This is a genomic window from uncultured Ellagibacter sp. (genome assembly GCF_934617235.1).
Classification (GTDB): domain Bacteria; phylum Actinomycetota; class Coriobacteriia; order Coriobacteriales; family Eggerthellaceae; genus Ellagibacter.
Genome location: NZ_CAKTTZ010000011.1, coordinates 1 through 21,752 on the forward strand (window position 1 = coordinate 1; position 21,752 = coordinate 21,752).

Here is a 21,752-nt window from a genome sequence, read left to right on the forward strand (position 1 = left end):
CATCTACACCGCGGCGCTCATGGAGCACAATGCGCACCCGGATTACAAATACGACCTGGAAAACGCCACCGACGAGCACGAGGGCGTGAACCCCAGCTGCGGCGACGAGCTCGTCTTGAAGCTGCGCGTGGAAAACGGCGTGATCGAGGAGGCCGCCTTCACGGGCCACGGATGCGCCGTGTCGCAGGCGTCTGCCGACATGATGGCCGACCTCGTGACGGGCGAAACCGTCGAGGAGGCGCGCCGTCTGTGCGGGCTGTTCCTGAAGATGGTGAAGGGCGAGGAGCTCACCGAGGACGAGCGCGAGGACCTCGACGAGGCGGCCGAGCTCGAGAGCATCTCCCGCATGCCCGCCCGTGTGAAGTGCGCCGAGCTTGGTTGGCGCACGCTGTCCGAGATGATCGGGGAATAGCGAGATTTTCCCAGGGGCGCCGGCGGGAGCTTCCGGGCGCCACTAGAGGCTTCCTACTGGAGGCTTCCTGCGGCACCTGCAATCCCTAGCGCCGGCGGGAGCTTCCTGCGGCGCCTGGGCCCCTTCGCGAAATCCGATTGAATAAATAGGGTAGTTTTTCCAAATTCCTAGTTAACAAATAGGCAACAAACCGTTACACTACCACCTTGTCCTAGTTTCGAGCCGCATCCCAACCGGGTGCGGCTCGTTTGTTTTCGCAGGAAAGGTTTGGAAATGAAAGTACTTGAGAAAATCAGCGACTTCGCCGGCAAATGGATGGCCATCATTGCACTGCTGGTCGCCATTATCGCGATGGCTGTCCCCGAACCGGTTCATGCGATCCTGCCTACAAGCTGGGTGAACCCTCTCCTCGGCATCGTCATGTTCGGCATGGGCATGACGCTCAAGCTCTCCGACTTTAAAGTGGTGTTCACCAAGCCGAAGGCCGTGATCACCGGTATCCTGTCGCAATTCATCATCATGCCGCTCATCGCGTGGGTGCTCTGCCTGGTCTTCCAGCTGCCCACCGAGCTCGCTGTGGGCGTTATGCTCGTCGGCTGCTGCCCGGGCGGTACGTCCTCCAACGTCATGACGTACCTGTCCAAGGGTGACGTCGCGCTTTCCGTCGGCATGACCGCGTGCACGACCATCATGGCGCCTGTCGTCACCCCGGCGCTCGTGCTCCTGCTCGCCGGCCAGGCGGTCGATGTGTCCTACGTGAGCATGCTCATGTCCATCGTCCAGGTCGTGCTCGTGCCGATCGCCTTGGGCTTCGTTATCAACGCCGTGGCCTCCAAGGTCGCGCAAGCCTGCTCGAAGGTGCTCCCGCTCGTGTCCGTTATCGCGATTTCCCTCATCATCATGGCAGTCGTGTCCGCTAATGCCGCGAAGCTCATGACAGTCGGCTGGCTGATCATCGTGGTCGTCATGCTGCACAACGTGTGCGGTTACGCGCTCGGCTATGGGGTTGGCCGCGTCCTCGGCCTGTCAAAGGCGCAGATGCGCACCTTGTCCATCGAGGTTGGCATGCAGAATTCCGGTCTTGCAACTTCGCTCGCGACCATGCACTTCGCCACCATGCCGCTTGCCGCCGTACCTGGCGCTGTGTTCAGCGTGTGGCATAACATCTCTGGCGCGGTTTACGCGAACATCCTCGCCCGCACCGCAAGCGACGCCGAGGAAGAAGCGCCTTCCCCGAAAAAAGCCGCTTCTGGCGCAAAAGCGTAAGAGAATTCGCCCCACCCCCACCCCGACAAGCTTCTCCTTCCCTTCTGGACAAAATACGCCGTTTAGGGGGGTGGGAGCCCTTGCGCTCTGGCTTCAGTCGTCGACTTGAGGACATGTTATTCCCCATATTTGAAGTAAATGGGGAATAACACTCCGATAAACCAGCAAAGGGAAACGACCCTAAAGGACCCGACCCCCTCAAACGGCGTTTTGCCCCACTCGGTGATTTGACTGTCGGCCTGCTCACCACGAGGAACCGAGCCTCTTACGACTTTTCTCTGCATCCAAGAAATGGTTGCGCTAGAGTAAGCGGGAACAACAAGGGCATCCGAAAGAAGCATCACCGTGAACAAGGACATGACGATCCTCTACCGCGTGCACCACGGGCTGTACGTGAACCTGACCAATCGCTGCTCATGCGCGTGCACTTTCTGCGTGCGCGGGCTTTCCGACAGCGTCGGCGAGGCGGAGAGCCTCTGGCTTTCCCGCGAGCCGACCTACGAGGAAGTAATTGCGGCATTCGATGGGTTCGACATGAGCCAGTTCACGGAAGTCGTGTTCTGCGGCTTCGGCGAACCGACCGAAGCGTGGGATATGCTCGTACGCGTCGCACGTTACGTGAAGGAAGCGTTTGGCCTGCCCACACGCGTAAACACCAACGGCTTGGGGTCGCTTATCTGCGGACGAGACATCGCGCCGGAGTTCAAGGGGGTCATCGATACGGTATCCATAAGTCTCAACGCCCCCGACGCAGTAACGTATCAAAACATCGTGCGCAGCTCGTTTGGCGAGAAATCGTTCGACGCCGTGATAGATTTTGCACGAGAAGTCAAGCGCTACGTCCCCAACGTCGTCATGACCACCGTCGAGACCACCATCTCGCATGAGGACGAGGAGAAATGCCGCGCCATCTGCGAGAAGCTCGGTGTGCGCTACCGCATCCGCGCCTGGGCAGGATAGCATGCAGGGGAAGAGGGCGCACTAAACCTAGCAGCCCGCAGCTCCGCCAGCCCTCGCGACCTCACCCGTACGCCTCCACCCACCATCGCACGACGGGCGGCTTGCCAAGCGTCGCTTCGAACACGTGCCTCTCGAGGAAAAGATTGGTCACGTGATTCCCGATGCGCACGCGATAACGCGCGGTCGACACACCGCGAAAGGCGGGGCCAAAGCTTCCCCGATCGAGCACTTCGGAAATCGGAAACGCCCGCCCATCAGGCCACATAACGATAAGCGGGTCAAAGCGCCCCTCGTCGGTAAGACGCATGAACACATCGACGTAGCGCTTGTGCGCCCGCCGTCGCCGCCCTTCCCCATCTTTCACCCAATCCTCTTGCATAGTCTGTTATTATCGAACATGGGTTCGAAATTTAACAGCGAACAGACTATGGAGATTGAAGGGGGCGCCTTGAGCGGCAATTCGAAAAGCGAGAGAAAAACCTACCTGTGCATCGACTTGAAGTCGTTCTACGCGTCGGTCGAATGCGCCGACCGCGGGCTTGACCCCTTCACCACCAACCTCGTCGTGGCCGACCCCTCCCGCAGCGCCAACACCATCTGCCTCGCCATCACCCCTGCCTTGAAGGCGCAAGGCGTGAAGAACCGCTGCCGCCTCGGCGACATCCCCGACGGCATCGAATTCACCTGCGCCATTCCGCGCATGAGCCGCTATATGGAGGTGTCCGCCAATATCGTAGGCACCTACCAGCGGTTCGTTTCCGCAGATGACATGCATGTATACTCGATCGACGAGTCATTTGTCGACGCAACGCCGTACCTGAAGCTCTACGGCATGGACGCGAAATCGTTCGCAAGGACGCTTATGAATGCAGCTTTCGAGTGCGCCGGCGTCACCGCCACGGCGGGCATCGGACCGAACCTCCTCATGGCGAAGGTGGCGCTCGACGTGTGCGCAAAGCACGCCCCCGACGGCATCGGCGTACTCGACGACGACTCGTGGAAGCGCGAGATTTGGTTCCATCGCCCCATCACCGACATCTGGGGGATCGGCCCTGGCATCGCGCGGCGGCTCGAGCGGCGCGGCGTTTTCGACCTCGCGGGCATATGCGCCCTGCCGCGAAAATCGATCGTGAAGGAATTCGGCAAGAACGGGTTGTTCCTGCTCGACCACGCATGGGGCCAGGAACCCTGCACGATTTCCCAGGCCAGAAACTACAAACGGCGCGGACATTCCATCTCGAACGGGCAGGTGCTCATGCGCGATTACAGCTTCAGCGAGGCGCAAACGCTCATCCGCGAGATGGCGCTCGTGTCGTGTCTGGAGCTCACCGAGAAGGGGCTCGCCGCGACGGGCGTCGGCCTCTACGTTGGCTATTCGTCGTCGAACTTCAACCACCATGCCTGGGGCGGCGGGCGGGCGCCTTTCCTAGGGGCGGGCGGCAGCGCGAAGCTTCCGAAGCCGACCGACTCCGCGTCGCAGGTCACAAGCGCACTGCTTACGCTGTTCGGGGAACACGTCAACCCTGCGCTCGCCATACGGCGCGTGAACATCTCGCTCGGCGAGCTCGTCGAGAAGGAAGATGTGCAGCCCTCCCTCTTTGACGAGCCGGGGAAAGACGCCAAGGAGACCGCCCTTGCCCAGGCCATGGTAGCCGTGCGCTCGCGCTTCGGGAAGAACGCGGTGCTTGCGGGCACGAGCCTGCTTCCCGAAGCCAACGCACGGGAGCGTAATCTGCAGATCGGAGGTCATCGCGCATGATGAAAGCGACTTCGGATGACGAGCGTCGGGCGGAGGGCCGGACAGCGGCACGGACGGCGCTCCGAACGGCAATCCAGGCGGCAGGAATTCCCTCACCCGATATCTGGGCCGGTATATCCGCTGATGAGCGCGCCTATCGCTCACGCGTGCTCAACGACATCGCGCGAAGGGTGGCCGAGGAAGGCGTCCACACCGCTATCCCCAGCGACGATCGCGGCAGGCAGTTCATGCCGTTCGCCGCGCTCAAAGGCTACGACGACATCGTAAGGGATTCCCAGGAACCTACAAAGTAGATGCGCGCATTCAGCCCAATTTGCAAATCGCCCATTTGCGCAGGCTTTGCGTTGCACTGTTTGATTTTTCTGCAGGTGAGCTGATTTTCGCAGGCACGCAGTAGCGCGCGAGTATAATGGGGCGGTTAGAGCCAACGCGCGCGGTTCGCGCTCTGCGGCCGTGTGTGCAAAGAATAGTGGGAGGAACTGGCAAAGATGGCAATCTCTACCGCCGATTTCAAGAACGGCATGTGCATCGAGTACAACAACAAGCTCTGGACGATCGCTGAATTCCAGCACGTGAAGCCGGGCAAGGGCGGCGCATTCGTGCGCACCAAGCTTCGCGACATCAAGACCGGCCGCGTGGTCGACTACACCTTCAACTCCGGCACGAAGTTCGACTCCGTGCGCCTGGAGACCAAGAAGATGCAGTACCTCTACAACGACGGTGCCGACTTCAACTTCATGGATCCCGTCTCCTTCGAGCAGATGCCCATCTCCGCGGAGACCGTGGGCGATCAGGCCAAATGGCTCAAGGAGAACGACGAGGTCAGCTTGCTGTACGCTGGCGAGGAGCTCATCTCCATCGAGCCGCAGATGTTCGTCGAGCTCGAAGTGACCGAAACCGAGCCGGGCTTCAAGGGCGACACGGTACAGGGTTCCACCAAGCCCGCAACGCTCGAGACCGGCGCCACCATCCAGGTCCCGATGTTCGTGAACATCGGCGATGTCCTGCAGGTGGACACCCGCGACGGCCGCTTCATCAAGCGCATGTAGCCCAAAGCAAGCGAACGTGTTTTCTGGAAAGCCCGACAGCTTGAACGCTGTCGGGCTTTCTTGTTATGTGGCGGCTGCGGTAACGGCGCGTGTGCCAAAGACGCGCGGCGGAATCAGTCTTACAGCACAATCATCTCGTGCGTTGATTGCGTGAACACCTCGTAGCCGTTCTCGGTGATCACGCCGAAATCCTCCAGGCGCATGCCGAAGTCGCCCGCCAAGTACACGCCAGGCTCCACCGTGACGACGTTGCCGGGCGCAAGCGGCGCGCCATTGCGAAGCGAAAGCAGCGGCTCCTCGTGGATGTCGATCCCGACGCCATGTCCCAGGCTGTGACCCATCTTCCCCGAAAACCCGTGCTCGGCAAGCACATGCTCAGCGAGCTCGTGCGCCTCCTTGCCCGTCATCCCCGGGCGAAGCACAGCTTCTACCTGCTCATTTGCATCGCGAATGGCCGCATAGCCCGCGCGAAGCTTCTCCGACGGCTCGCCGATGAACACGGTGCGCGTCATGTCGGAGCAATACCCCTGCGCCCGCGCGCCAAAATCCATCACGACGCACTGCCCCGCCTCGAGCTTCGTAGCTCCGGGGACGGAATGGGGACTTGCGCCATTCGCGCCGCACGCCACGATCGAGGGGAATGCAAGCCCCTCGGCGCCATGGCGTACCATGAAGTCCTCCAGCTCGATCTGTACCTCGCGCTCGGTCATGCCAGGCTTCATGAAGGTGATGATATGGGAAAACGCCGCGTCAGTGATGGCTTGCGCCGCCTTCATGCGGGCGATCTCGTCCGCATCCTTCACACCGCGAAGGCCCACGATGAAGTTCGAGGTCTCACGCAGCTGCACATCGGGCAGCGCCTCGACGAATGCCTTTTCGAGCGCGCGAAAGCCCGAAAGCGCCATTGAGTCCTCGATGCCGAGCGAGTACGATTTGCCTCCCGCAGGTTCGCACGCACCGCCGAGCGCTGCCGCTGCGAACTTCGCATGCGAGACGCGCTCATCGTTCACCTCCACGACGCCGCCATGAGTTCCCGCCGCCTTCTTGCAAGCCTCGGAATAGCGCGAATCGGTATGGAGCATCGTGCCATTGGGCGTGACGAGCATCGCATGCGCGTCTTCCTCGTCGAACACGCCGTCGAAAGCCGAAAGCCACTGGATATTCGACGTCTCGCGCACGAAAAACGCGTCAATCTCCGCATCGGCACACGCTTCACGAAGCTTGTTTACCCTGTTCAAGCTAATGTTCTCCATATTCGAAGCCTCCAATAGAAAGGGACGCCCAAGCGCCCCGTAACACGTTATTTCAGCGGGGCCGCGATGACCTCACCCGCGGGATAGCGCTCTTCGAACCCTTCCCCAAGGCGCTCGCGCGGACCCTCGATCAGGATGTCGACAGCGTCGCAATAGCCCTTGAAGCCTCGCCCCTTCACCTGCGCCACGCACGCCGGCGCGATGACCGAGATATGGCGGAACGCCTCGCGCGCATCCACGTTGGAGATATGCACCTCGACGCACGGCGTGTCGATGCCGCCCACCGCATCGCGCAGCGCGTAGGAATAATGCGTGTGCGCGCCGGGGTTGTAAACGATGCCATCGTAGGCCGTATGCGCCTCGTGAATCTTGTCGATGAGGCAACCTTCGTGGTTCGATTGATAGCACTCTACAGAAACACCTTTGGAAGTGCCGTAGTCGATCACGAGTTTTTCCAGGTCAGCAAGGGTATTGCTACCATACACCGCAGGCTCGCGAACGCCCAGCATATCCAAGTTCGGCCCATTCACCAGAAGAATCTTCATACTCTGCTTCCTTTTTGTCCTTATCCAAAAGCGGAAGACGACGTTGCCGCCCGTCCGTTCCATCCCTCACGCTGCAAGTTGATTGCGGCTCCTTCAGTCGCTCGGCAGTCCTGCTCGCGCAAACAGCCCACTGGGCTGTTTGGCTCGTGCGGAACTCGCTTTGCGAAGGAACCGCAATCAACTTCTCGTGCCAAGAACAAGCCAATCGTTCACGCCCTAACAGCAAGTGGAAGGCGCACGGCGGCGCTCACGAAACGACCCACAGCGCAGCGAGGATCGTCCGAGCGGCCGGGCGCGTTGCCCAGGTTGCCCTAAGCTGCCCCTACCCACCCGACCCCGACGAGCGGAGGACGCGCGGCGGCGCTCACCAAGCGAGTTCTGAGGCGTTGCTAGGACTGTCTTAACGACTGTGCGCTGTCAGGCCGCCCCCGTCCCTCCAACTCCCGACGAGCGGAGAGCGCGCGGCGACGCTCACAAAGCGAGTTCCGCAGCGCAGCGAGGACTGTCTGAGCGACTGAGTGTTGCCGCGTGCTCTCCGCGGACCCGCAGGTCGTGCGTTGCCGCGTGCTCTCCGCGGACTCGCAGGTCGACCGCAACCCCGCTAGCTACTTGCTCCGCGCCCACGCAGCGAGATGCTCGAGAATCACGGCGTCTTCCACTTCCCTCAACTCCCATTGTCCGATATCAATCGGCAGCACAAAATTCACCACGCCGCCGCGCACTTTCTTATCGCGCTTCATCACCGCAAGCATATCCTCTGGCGCCGCCGACCAAGAAAGCGAGGGAAGCCCCAGCTCATCAAGGAGATCGTCCTGCGCGTGCACCACATCGAGCGACGTGCCCGCAATCGCTGCGCCCAAGCGCGCCGCAAAGCGCATGCCTTCCGCAACCGCCGCGCCATGGGAATACGTGCCGTAGCCAGCGAGCGATTCCACCGCGTGCCCCAGCGTGTGTCCATAGTTCAGGCACTCGCGCACGCCGCGGCTTTCCGTCTTATCCTGCGCGACAACGTCGGCCTTAAACACGACGGATCGCGCGATGGCCTCGGCAGTCACGTCGTGGTCGCGCGAAGCGAGCGCCGAGGCATTATCGGTCAGCCAGAAGAAGAACTCGTCGGAATCGATTACCGACGACTTCGCGATTTCCCCGCAGCCGCATGCCCATTCACGCGCGGGCAAGGTGGAGAGCGTCTTGGTCGAGGCGCAGACGTAGGCCGGCTGCGTGAAGGTGCCCACAAGGTTTTTACCTGCGGAAAGATTCACGCCCGTCTTGCCGCCGACGGAGGAGTCGACCATGGCGAGAAGCGATGTTGGCGCCTGCACCACGGTGATGCCGCGCATAAAGGTGGACGCGGTGAATCCGGCAAGATCGCCCACTACCCCGCCGCCAAGCGCTACGACAGCGCAATCGCGGCCGAGCTTCAAGCCCGCCATCGCTTCCCAGATCTCGCCCGCAACCTCGACGGATTTCGATTGCTCACCTGCGGGAACGACAATTTCGCTCACGCGATAGTCCGCCGCTCGAAGCGACGCCTTCGCCTCTTCGAGATACAGCGGGGCCACATTGGTGTCAGACAGAACCAGGATGCGCGGCGCGTTCGCCGTCGCCTCGACGCGACGCAGGTAATTCCCCAGCCCGTCGAGCACGTCGGCGCCGATGCGAACGTCATAAGGCCGCTCACCGGGGATGTTCACGATCACTTTCGTCGCTGGCACAATACGCCTTCTTTCTCGAGTGCGCGCTGAACCTCGCGCGCGATTCGCGGCACGCTCTTGCCCGCCGTGTCGACTTCTATATTCGCCACACTTGAATACAGCGGCGCCCGCGCCAAGCACCGCTCGCGCGCAGCGTCGATATCCTGGAACAGCGGACGACTCGACTTGTCGGAGATGCGGCTCGCCGCCTCGTCCACCGTCACCTGAAGATGCACGACATACCCCGATTGGGCAAGAATCGCGCGGTTTTCCTCGCGCAGGACGACACCGCCGCCACATGAGATGACGAGCGGCTCCTCCTTCGAGGCAAGTTCACGCAGGACATCGGTCTCGATCGCGCGAAAGGCCGTCTCCCCGCCTTCCGCGAAGATGTCCTTCACACGCTTGCCCTCGCGACGCTCAATGTAGGTGTCCATATCGACCGACGAGATGCCGCAAGTACGCGCAAGGCGGCGCGCGACACTCGTTTTCCCCGCGCCCATGAAGCCCACGAAGAACACGGGGCGGGCAAGTTGCATAAGCTCCATCGTCATCGGGACATCGTCCTCAGGCGAGCCTTGTACGACTTGATGTTTGCCTTGATGTCGGCCATGCAGGAGCCGCCGAACATCTCCTGGTAGGCGTTGGCCAGCACAAACGCCATTTCACCTTCGGCCACTACAGCGGCGGCGGGCACGGCGCACACGTCGGAGCGCTCCTTGGATGCGTCGGCAACCTCCAGCGTGTCCATGTTCACCGTGGCAAGCGGGCGCATGAGCGTGGGAATGGGCTTCATCGCGACCGTTGCCACGAGCGGCAGCCCCGTCGTCATGCCGCCCTCAAGGCCGCCCGCGTTGTTCGACGTGCGTGTGAAGCAGTCGCGCTCGCGGTCGAGCACGATGGGGTCGTGAACCTCGCTTCCCAGGCGCCGCGCGACCTCGAATCCCATCCCGAACTCGACGCCCTTCATCGCTTGAATCGAGAAGAGCGCCTGCCCCAAGCGCGCGGTCAGGCGATCATCCGCCGTCGCGTAGCCTCCAAGACCGGGGACAAGGCCCGTCGCCACGACGCGGAACGTGCCGCCGATCGTATCGCGCTCGGCTTTCGCGCGCTCGATTTCCGCGATCATCGCGCGGGTCGCCTGCGCGTTCGGGCAGCGGACCTCGCTCGTCTCGATGTCGAGCGGCGCGTAGTTCACGCAGTCGACAAACGGGTTCTCCTCGCGAAATTCCGCGTTACCGATGCGATTCACGTACGAGAACACCTCGACGCCCAGGTCAGCCAGGAATTCACGCGCAATACCGGCCGCCGCCACGCGAGCAGCGGTCGAGCGGGCGCTCGAGCGCTCGAGGATGTTGCGGCAATCGTCGGTGTTCGTCTTCAGAGCGCCCACCAAATCGGCGTGTCCCGGACGCGGCGTCACCTCACGCACTAGTCCTTCAGGTTCCTCACCGAACACGGCCATGCGGTCGGTCCAGTTTTCCCAATCGCGATTGCGCACCGTGAGCGTCACCGGCGATCCGATGGTCTTGCCGAAGCGCACCCCCGACGTGACCTGCACGGTATCACGCTCGATGGATTGCCGCCCTCCGCGGCCGTAGCCCGATTGGCGGCGAGCCAGGTCGGTGTTGATCTGGGATTCGGAAATCCGCAAGCCCGCAGGCACGTCCTCAACGATAGCGGTGAGGCACGGGCCGTGGCTTTCCCCGGCAAAGACGTAACGCATAGAGAGTCGCTTTCCTATCGAGTTCGTATAGTTTCTGGCACATTGTAGCGCATGAGAACACGAGCGCCCTGTTCAGGCGCATTTGCGCAGGATGATTCCCATATGGAAAACGCGAGCGGCTCGCTCCTACTTCACGCCAAGCTGCTGGGCAAGTCGACTCGAGGCTCCCGTGATCTCACTTGCGTCGTCACCCGCCTCAATGGTCTGCATCATCGTCGCGAGGGCATCTTCGTCGCAGAACACATACGACGCGCTCTTGTACATGCCGGTAATCGACGGCACCATGCACGACGTCATCGAAAGCTCGCCGCCATCCTGGAACTGTGTGGCAAGGCTATACAGGTCGGTCACGGACATATCGGTGGTGATGCTGCCCGCCGCCGTCTGCACGATGCCCGGAAGCTTCGCAAGCGGCATCGAGAGAATCTTCTGCGCGAGCGCCGCGATAAGCTTGCGCTGGTTCGCCGTGCGCGTGAAGTCGCCATCAACATAGGCGCGGCTGCGCGCGAACACGAGGGCCGTCTCGCCGTCCATGTGCTGCTCGCCGGCCTCGATGATGATCTTCTTCTGGCCGATGACCGACCCGTCGGCATCGGGGTCGTTGATGCGCTGGTCAACCGTCACATCGACCCCGCCCACCGTATCGACCAGGCCGATCAGGCTGTCGAAATCGACCTCGGCGTAATGCGAGATGTTCACGCCGAGAAGCTCGCTCGCCTCCTTGATGGCAAGCGCGGCGCCTCCGTAGGAATACGCGGCGTTGAACTTGCAGTAGCCGTAACCGTCGATGTTGATCATCGTGTCGCGGGGAATCGAGACGAGTGTCGCAGAATTGGTCGTCGGGTCCACACGCACGACGATGTTCGTGTCGGAGCGAGCGCCCATCGATTCATCGTCCGCACGGGCATCCGAGCCGATGAGCATCATGTAGAAGGGCTCGTCGAAGCTCGTCGTCTTGACGAGCACGTCGTTGATCTCGTCGAGCTCGGTCGCGCTTTTCTGCCCCTTGGTGAGCGTCTCGTTCACATTGTTTACCCAAAGAGCAGCCGCCGTGCCCGCCCCAACGAACACCACGAGCACAGCGAGAACCACCGCAATCGCGATTTTCTTGCCGCGCGGGCCCTTTCGATTCTTCTTCTGATAGTTAGGGTTCGAACGGGAGTATTGCGAGGTGGTCGGAGGGTTCTGACGCTGGTCTCGACGCTGCGACCCACTGGACGGAACAATCGTGCGAACAACAGGAGAACCCTGTTCGGGAACGCGACGCACCTGACCCGCACCGTGCACCCGCGACCCGCCGCGCGCCTGGCCTGCACTTTGAGCCTGGCTCGACCCGCGCGCGCCACTTGTCCGACTCGTCCCACGAGCTCCGTTCACTTTGCCTGCTCCGTTTGCCGCCTGCGACCCGCGCGGAGTCTTTCCCTGGGGGCTGGGCCCTCGGTAGTGCTGTGGCATTTCTTCTCCTTACATCCAGTCCCCAGAATTATTCTTCTATACGTTGAAATTGGCGGCGTTCGCCATGATCTCGAACAGCTCATCGAACGAAAGCTCGCAATCGATGCCCGACACGTCGCAAACGGCCTGCACCGTGGCAACCGCCTGCGCAACGAGCATTCCACCCCCATCCGAGAAGGTGCATCCCGCTGCCTTGGCTCCCGCTGCAAAGGCGGTTTCGCCATGCGCGTAAACGACGTCGAAGGCACGCTGACCCTCGCGAAAGAGCGCAACATCGAACGGTGCCGGATCACCCTCGCGCATCCCGAGCGGCGTCGCGTTGATAATCAGGTCGGCCGCAGCGATAGCCTGGGTCGACGTGGTGTAGCTGCCGAACTTGAACATGGTCTGCTCATAGGCGGTGAGAAAACTCCTATGCCCATCGACGGCGGCTTGCAAGTCGACCGTCGCATGAGCGAGTGCCCCAAATTCGTCCACATAGCGATCGAGCACCTCGCGCGCGCGCTCCTTGTCGCGCGAAAGTAGCAGCACCTCGGAAGCGCCCGCAATCGCCGCCGCATGAAGAATGGCAAGCGCCGTGGGACCCGTGCCGCAGATAGCCACCTTCGCATCGGAGAACGAGAACCCTGTGCGCTCCAGATACCCCACGCAGCCTCGGCCGTCGGTGTTGAAGGCGATAAGCGCGTCACCCTTCTTCACGAGGATATTCGCCCCATGCGCGAGCTTTGCCGACGCCGCACGCGCCGTGGCAGCTGCAAGCGCCTCGGGCTTGTACGGCGTGGTGATGTTGATGGAAAGAAAGTCGCGCTCTTCGAGAAACGCCTTCGCCTCGGCGGGCGTCGCGCAATCCATCAGGCGATATTCCCAAGGGAAACCGAGCTTCCCGTAAACCGCGTTGTACATCACAGGCGACTTCGAGTGAGCCACCGGATGCCCCAGAACGTAAAGCTTCTGCGGAGTGTTCAAAACGTCGTTTTCCATAGTTAATGCGTCTCTTTCCCCTGTTCACAGGCTATGGGAGCCTCTGGCTGAGCGTCACCCATCAGCACGCGCTCGAACTGGCGCAGGAAAAGCGTATGGGGCAGATCCTGTTCGACGAGCGGCTGGATGAGATACGCCTTGATTCCCACCGTATGGGCGCCGAGCACGTCGGTCATAAGCTGGTCGCCGATCGCCACCGTGTTCTTGCGCTTCGCCCCGATCTTGCGCATCGCGGCGAAATACGCGGGAGGACACGGCTTCATCGCCTTGGCGACGATGGGCAGCCCCACCTCGTCCGCGAAATCGTAGACCACTTTATGCCAGTTGTTGGAAAGCAGGCAAATTGTCACACCCGCCTCTCGCGCGCAACCGAGCCACACGCGAGCATCGCGCGGAATCACCTGCGTGTCGCGAGGGACGAAAGTGTTATCGATGTCGAGCAGCACGTTTTCAAACCCGCACGCAAGAATGTCCTTCTCGATGGAGATCCGGGAAAGACGGGAAAAATATCGCTCGGGTTTGAAATATGCCATGGGCTTCCTTTACGCGAACTGCCGCAACAGCGCCTACGAGTGCGCGGCGATGGTCGCCTGATGCTCGTCGTAGGTCTTGTCGAAGAAGTAGTCGATCATGCCCTGATCATTCGGCCAGAACGAGAAGAAATAGTAGTCGTCGAAATCGGATGCTGGGTTGCAAGCCGCCTGAAGGCTGCCAATGCTCGGGGAACAGATGGGCGTCGGGGGCAGGCCCGCATGGCGGCGCGTGTTGTAGGCGCTGTCTGTGGTCCAGTCGTAGTTGTCGGGGTCGCCACCGATTTCGTAGGCGGTCGTGGCGTCCGAACCCAGAAGGCCATACGTCGGCGCACCGGTGTTGAGCAGGCGGTTGTAGAAGACCGCAGACACCTTCGCGCGGATATCGGCATCCTCGCTCGCTTCCTTCTCGATAATCGAAGCGAGGATAAGCGTTTGATACGCGTTGAAGTTCTTGCTGGTGGGGTACGAATAATCGAGCGTCGCCACCTCGGTCTGATACTGCGAGAGCATGGTGCGGATAAGCGAATCCGCCGTGTCGGAGGAGCTCACCGCATACGTTTTCGGGAAGAGGAAGCCCTCGAGCGAGTTTGTGCCCGCATCCTTCAGGAAGGGGAAGTCGGTCGCGTAAACGCTCGCATCCGATGCCTGCGCCTTGAAGTCGTCGGCCGAGATGCGGCCGTTCGTGGCGGAGCTCACGCGGTCGGCGATATTTGCCAAAGTAAGGCCCTCGGGGATAGTGACGGAAGGACCCGTCAAGCCAGGACCTGCGGAAAGCATCTTCGCGAGGTCCTCAAGCGACGTGCCGCCCGTCAGCGTGTACGTGCCCGGCTGCAGCGAGCCGTCGAGGCCAAGGTCGGACACCTTCTTCGTGAAATCGCCCGCGGACGAGACAAGGCCCGCGTCCTGCAGCGATTGCGCGATGGAAGACGTCGACGCGCCCTCGGCAACTTCAACGGTGACCTGCTGGCCATCGGCGACGAGGTTGCCGGACGTGCAGCCGCGAACAAGCGTGGACACGCCGAGGATAAGAAGGAGCGCCACAACGACGATGACCGCAATGAAGGCGATCATCGGCCCCTTCGAACGCTTCGGCTGCAGCGCACTCGTGTCGTAGGTGCGGAATTGGCGATCGCCCATAGAATGCGCAACGCGCGCCCGATGATTCGGACGCGAAGAATACGTGATTTGGCGTTTGAATGGAGCCATCGGTTACCTTTCGAGATTGCTGGCAGCGCGTTCATCGAGCCATGCCTGCAAAAAAAGACTTGCAGCTATCATATCCACTTTGCCGCGCATGTCCTTCTCGCTTAATCCCTTTTCACGCAAACTGCGCTTGGCTTCGCGCGAACTAAGGCGCTCATCTGCGAATTCGTGGGGAATGCCGCAGTTTTTCGAGATGGTGTCGGCCACTTTGCGGATACGCTTCGCCTGCGGGCCTTCCTCGCCGGCAAGCGTTTTGGGAAGCCCGCACAAAAGCAGCTCGGGCTCCCAGTCCTCGAGCACGCGTTTGAACGGCTTCGCGTTGTCCGTCACTTCCCGAGCAGGAAGAACGCAAACGGGGGAAGCCACGCGCTCGCCGGGATCGCACACGGCGACCCCCACGCGGACTTCCCCGATATCGAGAGCAAGAATACGCACAGCTTAGAGCAGCATCTTTCTGGCCGACTCGAGCGCGGCGTCGATACCTGCCGCGTCCTTGCCGCCTGCCTGGGCCATCGTAGGCTTTCCGCCACCGCCGCCCTTGACGCACGGAGCGATTTCCTTGATCACTGCGCCGGCGTTGAACCCTGCAGCTACGGCCTCGTCGGTGCCCGCAGCCAAAAGCGTGGCCTTGCCCTCGTTCTCGGCAATGAGCACGACAGCGCCCGGCGTTTCCATGCGAGCGCGAACGACGTCCCACATGTTGCGCATCGCGCCCGGTTGCGCGATCTTCACGCGGCTGATGATGACGGGATAGCCGCCCTGCGCCTGCTTGGCAGCGGAAAGGAGCATGTTCACGCCGTCGTCGGAGATGGCGGTCTTCGCAGCCTTGCGGGTCTTCTGGAATTCCTTCAGCACCTTCATGTTAGCGGCCGTGCGCTCGGAAACGTCGAACAGCGGAACGCGCAGCTCAGCAGCGGTTTCCTTCAGTTCGGCCTCGATCTTGTTCACATACTCGAGCGCACCGAAACTCGTCACGGCCTCGATGCGGCGCAGGTTCGCGCCAACGCCGGTCTCGGAGGTGATCTTCACCAGGCCGATCTCGGCGGTGTTGGCCACATGGCAGCCGCCGCACAGCTCGCGAGAGAACCCGCCGCACTCAACGACGCGCACAACGTCGCCGTACTTCTCGCCGAAGAGCGCCGTCACACCGGATTCGCGGGCGGCGTCAAGGGAAGTCTCGTAGATGTTGGTAGCTACGGCGGACATGATCCCCTCGTTCGCCACGCGCTCCACTTCGGCCAGTTGCTCGGGCGCGGTTGCCTCGAAGTGCGTGAAGTCGAAGCGAAGGCGGTCGGGCCCAACGTAGGAACCTGCCTGCTTCACGTGATCGCCCAGCACGCGGCGAAGCGCCGCATGCAAGATATGCGTTGCGGTGTGGTTGCGGGTGATGCGAGCACGGCGCGCACCGTCGACTGCGGCACTAACCTCATCGTCCACAGCGATGGTACCGGATGCGACCTTCGCCTTGTGGCACACAAGACCCTTCTCGGGGGCCTTCGTGTCGAGCACGTCGACCTCGGCGTTAGCGCTGCGAAGCGTGCCGGTATCGCCGACCTCGCCGCCCATCTCGGCGTAGAACGTGGTCGTATCGAGTACGATTTCGCCTTCTTCACCTGCGGAAAGCTTGTCGGTACGCTCGCCATTTGCGATGATGGCGACCACCTTTGCCGCGCATTCCAGCTCGCTGTAGCCCACGAACTTCGTGGCGCCGACTTCCTTCAGCACGTCGGCGTGGATGCCGCCGTAGGTGCTCCAAGCGGCTTCGGCATCCTTCGTGTTGGCGGCACGGGCGCGCTCGCGCTGCTCGTCCATGCAGCGCTCGAAGCCCTCCATGTCGACCTTCACGTTGCGATCGGCGCACATTTCCTCGGTGACCTCGACGGGGAACCCGTAAGTGTCATGCAGGGTGAAGGCTTCCTCGCCCGAAAGCGTGTCGCCCTCGAGCTTGTCGAGCGCCTCGGCGAGAAAGACCTGGCCCTGGCGCAGCGTAGCACCGAAGCGCTCCTCCTCAGAGAGGATCACACGGCGAATGAGCTCGCGGTTTTCCACGACCTCGGGGTAGACCGAGCCCATAAGCTCGACGATCTCGTCGACGTAGTCGTTCAGGAACGGCCCCTCGATGCCGATCATGTGCGCCTTCTGGATGGCGCGGCGGAGCAGGCGGCGCAGCACGTAGCCGCGGCCCTCGTTGGAGGGCAGGATGCCGTCGGCGATCATGAAGGTGACCGAGCGGCTGTGGTCGGCGATGATGCGCAGCGATTTGTCCACCGCCGCGTCCTGCTTGTAGGTCTTACCCGCCAAGCGCTCGCCCACGCCGACGAGGCTGCGAAGCACGTCAGTGTCGTAGTTGTTGGTCACGCCCTGCATGATGGCGGCCATGCGCTCAAGGCCCATGCCGGTGTCGATGTTCTTGGTGAGCAGCGGTGCGAGCGTGCCGTCTTCCTGCCCGTCGAACTGGGTGAACACGCAGTTCCAGAACTCGAGGTAACGGTCGCAGTCGCAGCCGGGCTTGCAGTCGGGGCTGCCGCAGCCAACCTCAGGACCCTGATCGAAGTAGATTTCGGAGCAGGGGCCGCAGGGGCCGGTGGGGCCAGCGCGCCAGAAGTTGTCGTCCTCGCCGAGGCGCGAGATGTGGTCCTCGGGAACACCGAGCGACTTCCAGATCTCGATCGTCTCGTCATCGTCCTCGAACACCGTGAAGTAAAGCTTTTCCGCCGGCAGGCCGAGCACCTCGGTAGAGAACTCGAAGGCCCAGGCGCACATCTCGTTCTTGAAGTACTTGCCGAAGCTGAAGTTGCCCAGCATCTCGAAGAACGACAGGTGACGGGCGTCGCCGATGTTGTCGATGTCGTTGGTGCGCACGCACTTCTGCGCGGTCGTGGTGCCGATGTAGGCCGGATCGAGCTCCTTCTGGTGAAGGAAGTAGGGCTTGAACTGCACCATGCCAGCGCTCGTCAGAAGCAGCGACGGGTCGTCGGGGATGAGCGAGGAAGACGGCATGCGCTTGCATCCCTTCTCCTCGAAGAAGGCGAGGTACTTCTCGCGGATTTCTGCGGTGGTCATGTACTTCATGGTGGTTGTTCTTCCCTTATCACTCAAGAGCGCGTTGCGGTATTGCAGAAGCGCTCGCTTTCACGTTCTCAACAGCGCGAGGGCGCCGCTATTTCTTATCTTCCCTCCCACGCAGGCGCTCTCTGATCTTGCGCCTGTTCTCGGCATTTTCGGCGCGTTTCTTCTCGGCGCGCGCGAATTCCGCCGATCCGTCGGGGTGCGGGGACGTAGCATCGGCGATAGGATTCGGGGCGTCGCCGTCTTCGCTTGGCGAAGGCGTGCCCAAGAAGAACACGCCGTCCTTCGAGACGAGACGTCTGCCCGTTCGCTTCTCGAAATAATACACGAAAACGGATTTCGCGACGGCAACAGCGGGAATAGAGGCCAGCATGCCCACAAGCGAGCCCGAAAGCCCGCCCATCGCGCCGCCGAGCGCCGAGCCCGCCATGAGGGCGATGAGCGTGAGCGCCGGATGGATATCAACCGAGTCAGACATGATCTTAGGCGAGATGAAGGTATAGACGAACTGCTGGATCACGATGGTGCCGAGGATGGCGATGACGGCGACGAGCGGGCTCACGAAGATGCCGACGATCGCAGCGAGGCCGCCGCCCAGCCAGGGGCCGATGATCGGGATGATGTTCAAGATGCCCGTGATGCCGCCCAAGGCCATCGAGTTGGGAATGCCGAGCACAGCAAAGAGGATTCCGCAGGCCACACCGATGATCGCGCACTGTAGAAGCGTTCCCTTGATGTAGCCGCCCATCACACGCGTGAACGTGATGTGGAGCATTTCGAGGTCCTCGGCATGCGCGTCGCCCACGAGGCGCTTGCATTCGCGCCCGAGCTGGGGCAGCTGCATGAGGATCCAAAAAGCAACCACAAGGGCGAAGCCGATGGCCATAAGCGCGTTGGCAAGTCCCGTGCCGAATGCGATGGCGCCCGAAGCGCTATTCTTCGCAAAGTCGCCCGCCCAATCCATGGCGGAGGCCTGCACGTCGGTGACGAATGCGCGGACCGATTCATCCTCGAGCATGTAGGCGTAGCGCGCGTACATGTCGTTCGCCCAGTCGGAGAGGCCCTGCACGTAGACGGGAACGTTCTCGATCAAGTTCGCGAACTGGGTGTTCATGCCGACGCCAGGCGAGAACAGAAGGAACGCCACAAGCGCCAGCACCGCGAACATGATCACGTAGCCGATAGCCGTGCCCACCGTTCGGTTGATGCCGATTTCCTCGAGCTTGTTCACCGTGCCGCGCAGGACGAACACGATGATGGTCGTCCAGATGACGATGGCGACGGGCACCGAGAGGATGTTCAAAAGCTGCACAACGACCCAGGTGAGCGCGATGGCGCCCACGATGGTCCAAACGTTTAGGAAACGCCTGCGAGCCTTGTCCGTCTTATCCAATTGCTTGTTCTGCGCCGCGTCGCTCAATGCCTATTCCTCCGAAGGCGCTGCTTTTCCAGCATCGGACGAGACAGCTACACCCGCATCGGGAGCATAGGTGAAGTACTTGCCTTCATCGGAAGAGGCGGGCTCGATCACAGGCGAAGGGTCGGGCACAGGCTGCGCAGCTGCGGCGGAGGTTGCAGCAGGTTCAGCGGTCGTGGCTGCGGCGGATTCGGCGGTTGCGGTTGCAGTTGCGGCAGCAACAAAAGCCCCTTCGCCGGAGGCCTTCCCAGCAACACGATCCTTACCAGCGGCGACAGCAGCAGCGGCGGCGTCGGCGGTCGCATCGACCAGGTCGCTCACGGGATTGGGCTCGTCGGGCGCGCCCTGTCCAAGTGCGACGGACTCGTCAGAGGCCTTCTTCGTGGTGAACTTGCGGCGGACCTTCTTGGTGACGGAGTTAACAAGCTCGATCGGCGCGTTGGTCACCGTATCGACAGCGTTGACCGCGCTCGATGCCGAGCTGGTGATTTCTCCCACGTCCTCGAGAATCTGATCGAGGCGCATGACTTCCAAATTCGCGGCGTCGACCGTAAGGGAAACGCGATCGACCAAGGGATCGATCTTGTCGCACACGGGCTCGAGTGATGCCGTGATCTTCTCCACGTGCTCGAGCGTGGGCTCGAGTTGCTTCTGCACACTCGTCACCGTTTCGCGAGTCTTGCGAATCGTCATGACAAGCTCGATTACAAACCACACCAAAACGATGCCGACCAGCACATATACCACTGGCAAAGCAACGTTCATCACGCCGAAGAAATCCATCTGCGCCTCCTTTGTTCCGAAGCCCTAACTATAGCACTTCGCTTGTCCCATCAGGCTCTTTCCGCGGTGTTTTCACCTGCTGTTCATAGGCTCCAGAAGCGGGTTGATTCGCGGAAGCGCCGGCGGGGACATCCGCCTGGCGATCGAGCACCGCCGCGCGATCGCGGGCGGCGGCGTCTGCCCGATAGGCTTCCCAGCCCCGCTCGCTCGGGTGGTAGAAACAGCCGCGCTCTAAGCCATCAGGAAGATAACGCTGGTCAACCCACCCTTCCGGATAATCGTGGGGATATTTGTAGGTGCCGTAGTTCTCAGAGCCAGGGCGGTGACGATCGCGCAGATAGTCGGGGACCTTGCGCGCCAGCCCATGGCGAACCTCTGCAAGCGCCGCGTCGATGCCCGCCTCCGCGGCGTTGCTCTTCGGAGCGAGCGCTATGTATATCGCCGCCTGCGCCAGGTTGATCCGGCATTCCGGATACCCGATGACCTCGGCAGACTTGAACGCAGCCTCGGCGATGAGAAACGCCTGCGGGTCGGCATTGCCCACGTCCTCCGACGCCTGGATCATCATGCGGCGCGCGATGAACTTCGGGTCTTCCCCACCGTCGATCATGCGCGCGAGCCAATAGAGCGCAGCGTCAGGGTCGCTCCCGCGCATCGATTTGATGAACGCGGAGATGACGTCGTAGTGCATGTCCTTGTTCTTGTCGTAGGCAAGCGCGCGATGGGGAGTTGCGCGACGCACAACATCGGCGCTGATGAGCGCAGGTTTTTCAGGCGTGCCAGGCGTCACCATCTGCGAGGCAAGCTCGAGTGTGGTGAGCGAGGCGCGACCATCGCCCCCCGCGAGCAACACGATTGCCGAAAGGGCATCGTCGGCAAGCGCGTATTTTCCAGCGAGCCCGCGTTCGTCGGTGAGCGCACGGCGAACGAGCTGCGCGATTTCCCCATCGGTGAGCGAGTGAAGCTCGACCACACGGGAGCGGCTGATGAGCGCGGAGTTCACCTCGAAGAATGGGTTTTCCGTAGTCGCCCCCACCAGCACAAGCACGCGGTTTTCGACTGCATGAAGCAGCGCGTCTTGCTGGCTGCGGTTGAAACGGTGGATCTCGTCGACGAAGAGAATAGTTCGAAGACACTGCATCGTCAGGCGCTTTTCGGCAGCGCTGATTTCGCGGCGCAGGTCGGACACGGTGCCGCCGATGGCGGACACCTCCACGAAGGTTGCCCTCGTGTGCTCGGCGATGACGTGCGCGAGCGAAGTCTTCCCCGTGCCCGCCGGCCCGAAAAGGATGACTGAGCTTAGGCTGTCGCCCTCGATCGCGCTGCGCAACCAGCTGCCGGGACCGACCGCGTCGGACTGCCCCACGACTTCATCGAGCGTTCGCGGACGCATGCGCACTGCAAGCGGCGCCACTTCCGCGCGACGCTCGTTTTCCATTGCTGTAAATAAGGTTTCCATGGCGCGTATCATAACATGCGAACGTTTGTTTGCCTAGAGGCGACGGGAGAAAAGAAATGGCCCGCTGGAAAGGGAGGTCCAGCGGGCCCAAGGAGGGGATTAGACGGTCGGGGTTAGGACCGTCTGCTGCTTTCGAAAGAAGGCAACTGCGGGGTTCTCGAAGGAGGGGGGACCTTCTCACCCGCTGC

The 21,752-nt window shown here is 61.7% G+C and carries 21 protein-coding genes; 6 read left to right on the forward strand and 15 right to left on the reverse strand.

Annotated features, from left to right (window positions below; genetic code table 11):
- The first annotated feature begins 1 nt into the window (after position 1).
- The 3 genes from sufU to Q0G85_RS03475 all read left to right on the forward strand — a co-directional run bounded on the left by sufU (position 2) and on the right by Q0G85_RS03475 (position 2,638).
- The gene (gene sufU / locus Q0G85_RS03465; protein ID WP_297154748.1) at positions 2 to 412 is read left to right on the forward strand and encodes a Fe-S cluster assembly sulfur transfer protein SufU; all 411 of its coding nucleotides are present in this window, start codon (positions 2 to 4) and stop codon (positions 410 to 412) included.
- A gap of 273 nt (positions 413 to 685) precedes the next feature.
- Positions 686 to 1,678 carry a bile acid:sodium symporter family protein gene (locus Q0G85_RS03470; protein WP_297154750.1) on the forward strand — a complete coding sequence of 331 codons (993 nt, stop codon included), beginning with the start codon at positions 686 to 688 and terminating at the stop codon, positions 1,676 to 1,678.
- Between the two features lie 345 nt (positions 1,679 to 2,023).
- Positions 2,024 to 2,638: a TIGR04100 family radical SAM protein gene (locus Q0G85_RS03475; RefSeq protein ID WP_297154752.1), complete on the forward strand. Its 615-nt coding sequence runs from the start codon at positions 2,024 to 2,026 to the stop codon at positions 2,636 to 2,638.
- Between the two features lie 61 nt (positions 2,639 to 2,699).
- Here Q0G85_RS03475 and Q0G85_RS03480 read toward each other — a convergent pair whose 3' ends face one another.
- The gene (locus Q0G85_RS03480) at positions 2,700 to 3,017 is read right to left on the reverse strand and encodes a hypothetical protein (RefSeq protein ID WP_297154754.1); all 318 of its coding nucleotides are present in this window, start codon (positions 3,015 to 3,017) and stop codon (positions 2,700 to 2,702) included.
- Between the two features lie 69 nt (positions 3,018 to 3,086).
- Between Q0G85_RS03480 and Q0G85_RS03485 the strand changes: the two genes are divergently transcribed.
- The 3 genes from Q0G85_RS03485 to efp all read left to right on the forward strand — a co-directional run bounded on the left by Q0G85_RS03485 (position 3,087) and on the right by efp (position 5,446).
- Positions 3,087 to 4,397, forward strand: a complete 1,311-nt coding sequence (locus tag Q0G85_RS03485; RefSeq protein WP_297154756.1) for a DNA repair protein — start codon at positions 3,087 to 3,089, stop codon at positions 4,395 to 4,397.
- Positions 4,394 to 4,690, forward strand: a complete 297-nt coding sequence (locus Q0G85_RS03490; protein ID WP_297154758.1) for a hypothetical protein — start codon at positions 4,394 to 4,396, stop codon at positions 4,688 to 4,690. Before Q0G85_RS03485 ends, Q0G85_RS03490 begins: the two co-directional genes overlap by 4 nt.
- A 195-nt stretch (positions 4,691 to 4,885) precedes the next feature.
- The gene (gene efp / locus Q0G85_RS03495) at positions 4,886 to 5,446 is read left to right on the forward strand and encodes an elongation factor P (RefSeq protein ID WP_297154760.1); all 561 of its coding nucleotides are present in this window, start codon (positions 4,886 to 4,888) and stop codon (positions 5,444 to 5,446) included.
- Between the two features lie 119 nt (positions 5,447 to 5,565).
- On the opposite strand, the gene Q0G85_RS03500 is transcribed toward efp, so the two are convergent.
- The 14 genes from Q0G85_RS03500 to Q0G85_RS03565 form a co-directional block, all read right to left on the reverse strand.
- A complete protein-coding gene (locus tag Q0G85_RS03500) occupies positions 5,566 to 6,699 on the reverse strand; it encodes a Xaa-Pro peptidase family protein (RefSeq protein ID WP_297154764.1) in 1,134 nt (377 codons plus the stop codon).
- Between the two features lie 47 nt (positions 6,700 to 6,746).
- Positions 6,747 to 7,244, reverse strand: coding sequence for a type II 3-dehydroquinate dehydratase (gene aroQ / locus Q0G85_RS03505; RefSeq protein WP_297154766.1), 498 nt, complete (start codon positions 7,242 to 7,244; stop codon positions 6,747 to 6,749).
- 605 nt (positions 7,245 to 7,849) lie between these two features.
- Positions 7,850 to 8,959: a 3-dehydroquinate synthase gene (gene aroB, locus Q0G85_RS03510; protein WP_297154769.1), complete on the reverse strand. Its 1,110-nt coding sequence runs from the start codon at positions 8,957 to 8,959 to the stop codon at positions 7,850 to 7,852.
- Positions 8,941 to 9,486 carry a shikimate kinase gene (locus Q0G85_RS03515; RefSeq protein ID WP_297154771.1) on the reverse strand — a complete coding sequence of 182 codons (546 nt, stop codon included), beginning with the start codon at positions 9,484 to 9,486 and terminating at the stop codon, positions 8,941 to 8,943. Before Q0G85_RS03515 ends, aroB begins: the two co-directional genes overlap by 19 nt.
- A gap of 2 nt (positions 9,487 to 9,488) precedes the next feature.
- Complete coding sequence (aroC, locus tag Q0G85_RS03520; protein WP_297154773.1) at positions 9,489 to 10,664, reverse strand: chorismate synthase; 1,176 nt, start codon at positions 10,662 to 10,664, stop codon at positions 9,489 to 9,491.
- Between the two features lie 126 nt (positions 10,665 to 10,790).
- Positions 10,791 to 12,119, reverse strand: coding sequence for an LCP family protein (locus Q0G85_RS03525; protein WP_297154775.1), 1,329 nt, complete (start codon positions 12,117 to 12,119; stop codon positions 10,791 to 10,793).
- Positions 12,120 to 12,155: 36 nt separating this feature from the next.
- On the reverse strand, positions 12,156 to 13,100 hold the full coding sequence (locus Q0G85_RS03530) for a shikimate dehydrogenase (RefSeq protein WP_297154777.1): 945 nt from the start codon (positions 13,098 to 13,100) through the stop codon (positions 12,156 to 12,158).
- 2 nt (positions 13,101 to 13,102) lie between these two features.
- Positions 13,103 to 13,633 (reverse strand): YqeG family HAD IIIA-type phosphatase, encoded by a 531-nt coding sequence (locus tag Q0G85_RS03535; RefSeq protein ID WP_297154780.1) that lies wholly within the window; start codon positions 13,631 to 13,633, stop codon positions 13,103 to 13,105.
- 33 nt (positions 13,634 to 13,666) lie between these two features.
- On the reverse strand, positions 13,667 to 14,770 hold the full coding sequence (gene mltG / locus Q0G85_RS03540) for an endolytic transglycosylase MltG (protein WP_367116861.1): 1,104 nt from the start codon (positions 14,768 to 14,770) through the stop codon (positions 13,667 to 13,669).
- A 72-nt stretch (positions 14,771 to 14,842) separates the two neighbouring features.
- Positions 14,843 to 15,271, reverse strand: a complete 429-nt coding sequence (gene ruvX, locus Q0G85_RS03545) for a Holliday junction resolvase RuvX (RefSeq protein WP_297154784.1) — start codon at positions 15,269 to 15,271, stop codon at positions 14,843 to 14,845.
- Positions 15,272 to 15,274: 3 nt separating this feature from the next.
- Positions 15,275 to 17,908, reverse strand: a complete 2,634-nt coding sequence (alaS, locus tag Q0G85_RS03550; RefSeq protein ID WP_297154786.1) for an alanine--tRNA ligase — start codon at positions 17,906 to 17,908, stop codon at positions 15,275 to 15,277.
- A gap of 88 nt (positions 17,909 to 17,996) precedes the next feature.
- Positions 17,997 to 19,325, reverse strand: coding sequence for an AI-2E family transporter (locus Q0G85_RS03555; protein ID WP_297154788.1), 1,329 nt, complete (start codon positions 19,323 to 19,325; stop codon positions 17,997 to 17,999).
- 3 nt (positions 19,326 to 19,328) lie between these two features.
- Positions 19,329 to 20,105 (reverse strand): DUF948 domain-containing protein, encoded by a 777-nt coding sequence (locus Q0G85_RS03560; protein WP_297154791.1) that lies wholly within the window; start codon positions 20,103 to 20,105, stop codon positions 19,329 to 19,331.
- A gap of 28 nt (positions 20,106 to 20,133) precedes the next feature.
- A complete protein-coding gene (locus tag Q0G85_RS03565) occupies positions 20,134 to 21,564 on the reverse strand; it encodes a replication-associated recombination protein A (RefSeq protein ID WP_297154793.1) in 1,431 nt (476 codons plus the stop codon).
- Between the last annotated feature and the right edge of the window lie 188 nt (positions 21,565 to 21,752).

Coding starts and splice junctions, on each gene's coding strand:
- Q0G85_RS03560 (WP_297154791.1), bottom strand. CDS start 20,105: ATGGATTTCTTCGGCGTGATGAACGTTGCTTTGCCAGTGGTATATGTG.
- Q0G85_RS03515 (WP_297154771.1), bottom strand. CDS start 9,486: ATGGAGCTTATGCAACTTGCCCGCCCCGTGTTCTTCGTGGGCTTCATG.
- Q0G85_RS03480 (WP_297154754.1), bottom strand. CDS start 3,017: ATGCAAGAGGATTGGGTGAAAGATGGGGAAGGGCGGCGACGGCGGGCG.
- Q0G85_RS03490 (WP_297154758.1), top strand. CDS start 4,394: ATGATGAAAGCGACTTCGGATGACGAGCGTCGGGCGGAGGGCCGGACA.
- Q0G85_RS03500 (WP_297154764.1), bottom strand. CDS start 6,699: ATGGAGAACATTAGCTTGAACAGGGTAAACAAGCTTCGTGAAGCGTGT.
- Q0G85_RS03525 (WP_297154775.1), bottom strand. CDS start 12,119: ATGCCACAGCACTACCGAGGGCCCAGCCCCCAGGGAAAGACTCCGCGC.
- Q0G85_RS03470 (WP_297154750.1), top strand. CDS start 686: ATGAAAGTACTTGAGAAAATCAGCGACTTCGCCGGCAAATGGATGGCC.
- alaS (WP_297154786.1), bottom strand. CDS start 17,908: ATGAAGTACATGACCACCGCAGAAATCCGCGAGAAGTACCTCGCCTTC.
- aroC (WP_297154773.1), bottom strand. CDS start 10,664: ATGCGTTACGTCTTTGCCGGGGAAAGCCACGGCCCGTGCCTCACCGCT.
- aroQ (WP_297154766.1), bottom strand. CDS start 7,244: ATGAAGATTCTTCTGGTGAATGGGCCGAACTTGGATATGCTGGGCGTT.
- Q0G85_RS03530 (WP_297154777.1), bottom strand. CDS start 13,100: ATGGAAAACGACGTTTTGAACACTCCGCAGAAGCTTTACGTTCTGGGG.
- efp (WP_297154760.1), top strand. CDS start 4,886: ATGGCAATCTCTACCGCCGATTTCAAGAACGGCATGTGCATCGAGTAC.
- Q0G85_RS03535 (WP_297154780.1), bottom strand. CDS start 13,633: ATGGCATATTTCAAACCCGAGCGATATTTTTCCCGTCTTTCCCGGATC.
- Q0G85_RS03565 (WP_297154793.1), bottom strand. CDS start 21,564: ATGGAAACCTTATTTACAGCAATGGAAAACGAGCGTCGCGCGGAAGTG.
- mltG (WP_367116861.1), bottom strand. CDS start 14,770: ATGGGCGATCGCCAATTCCGCACCTACGACACGAGTGCGCTGCAGCCG.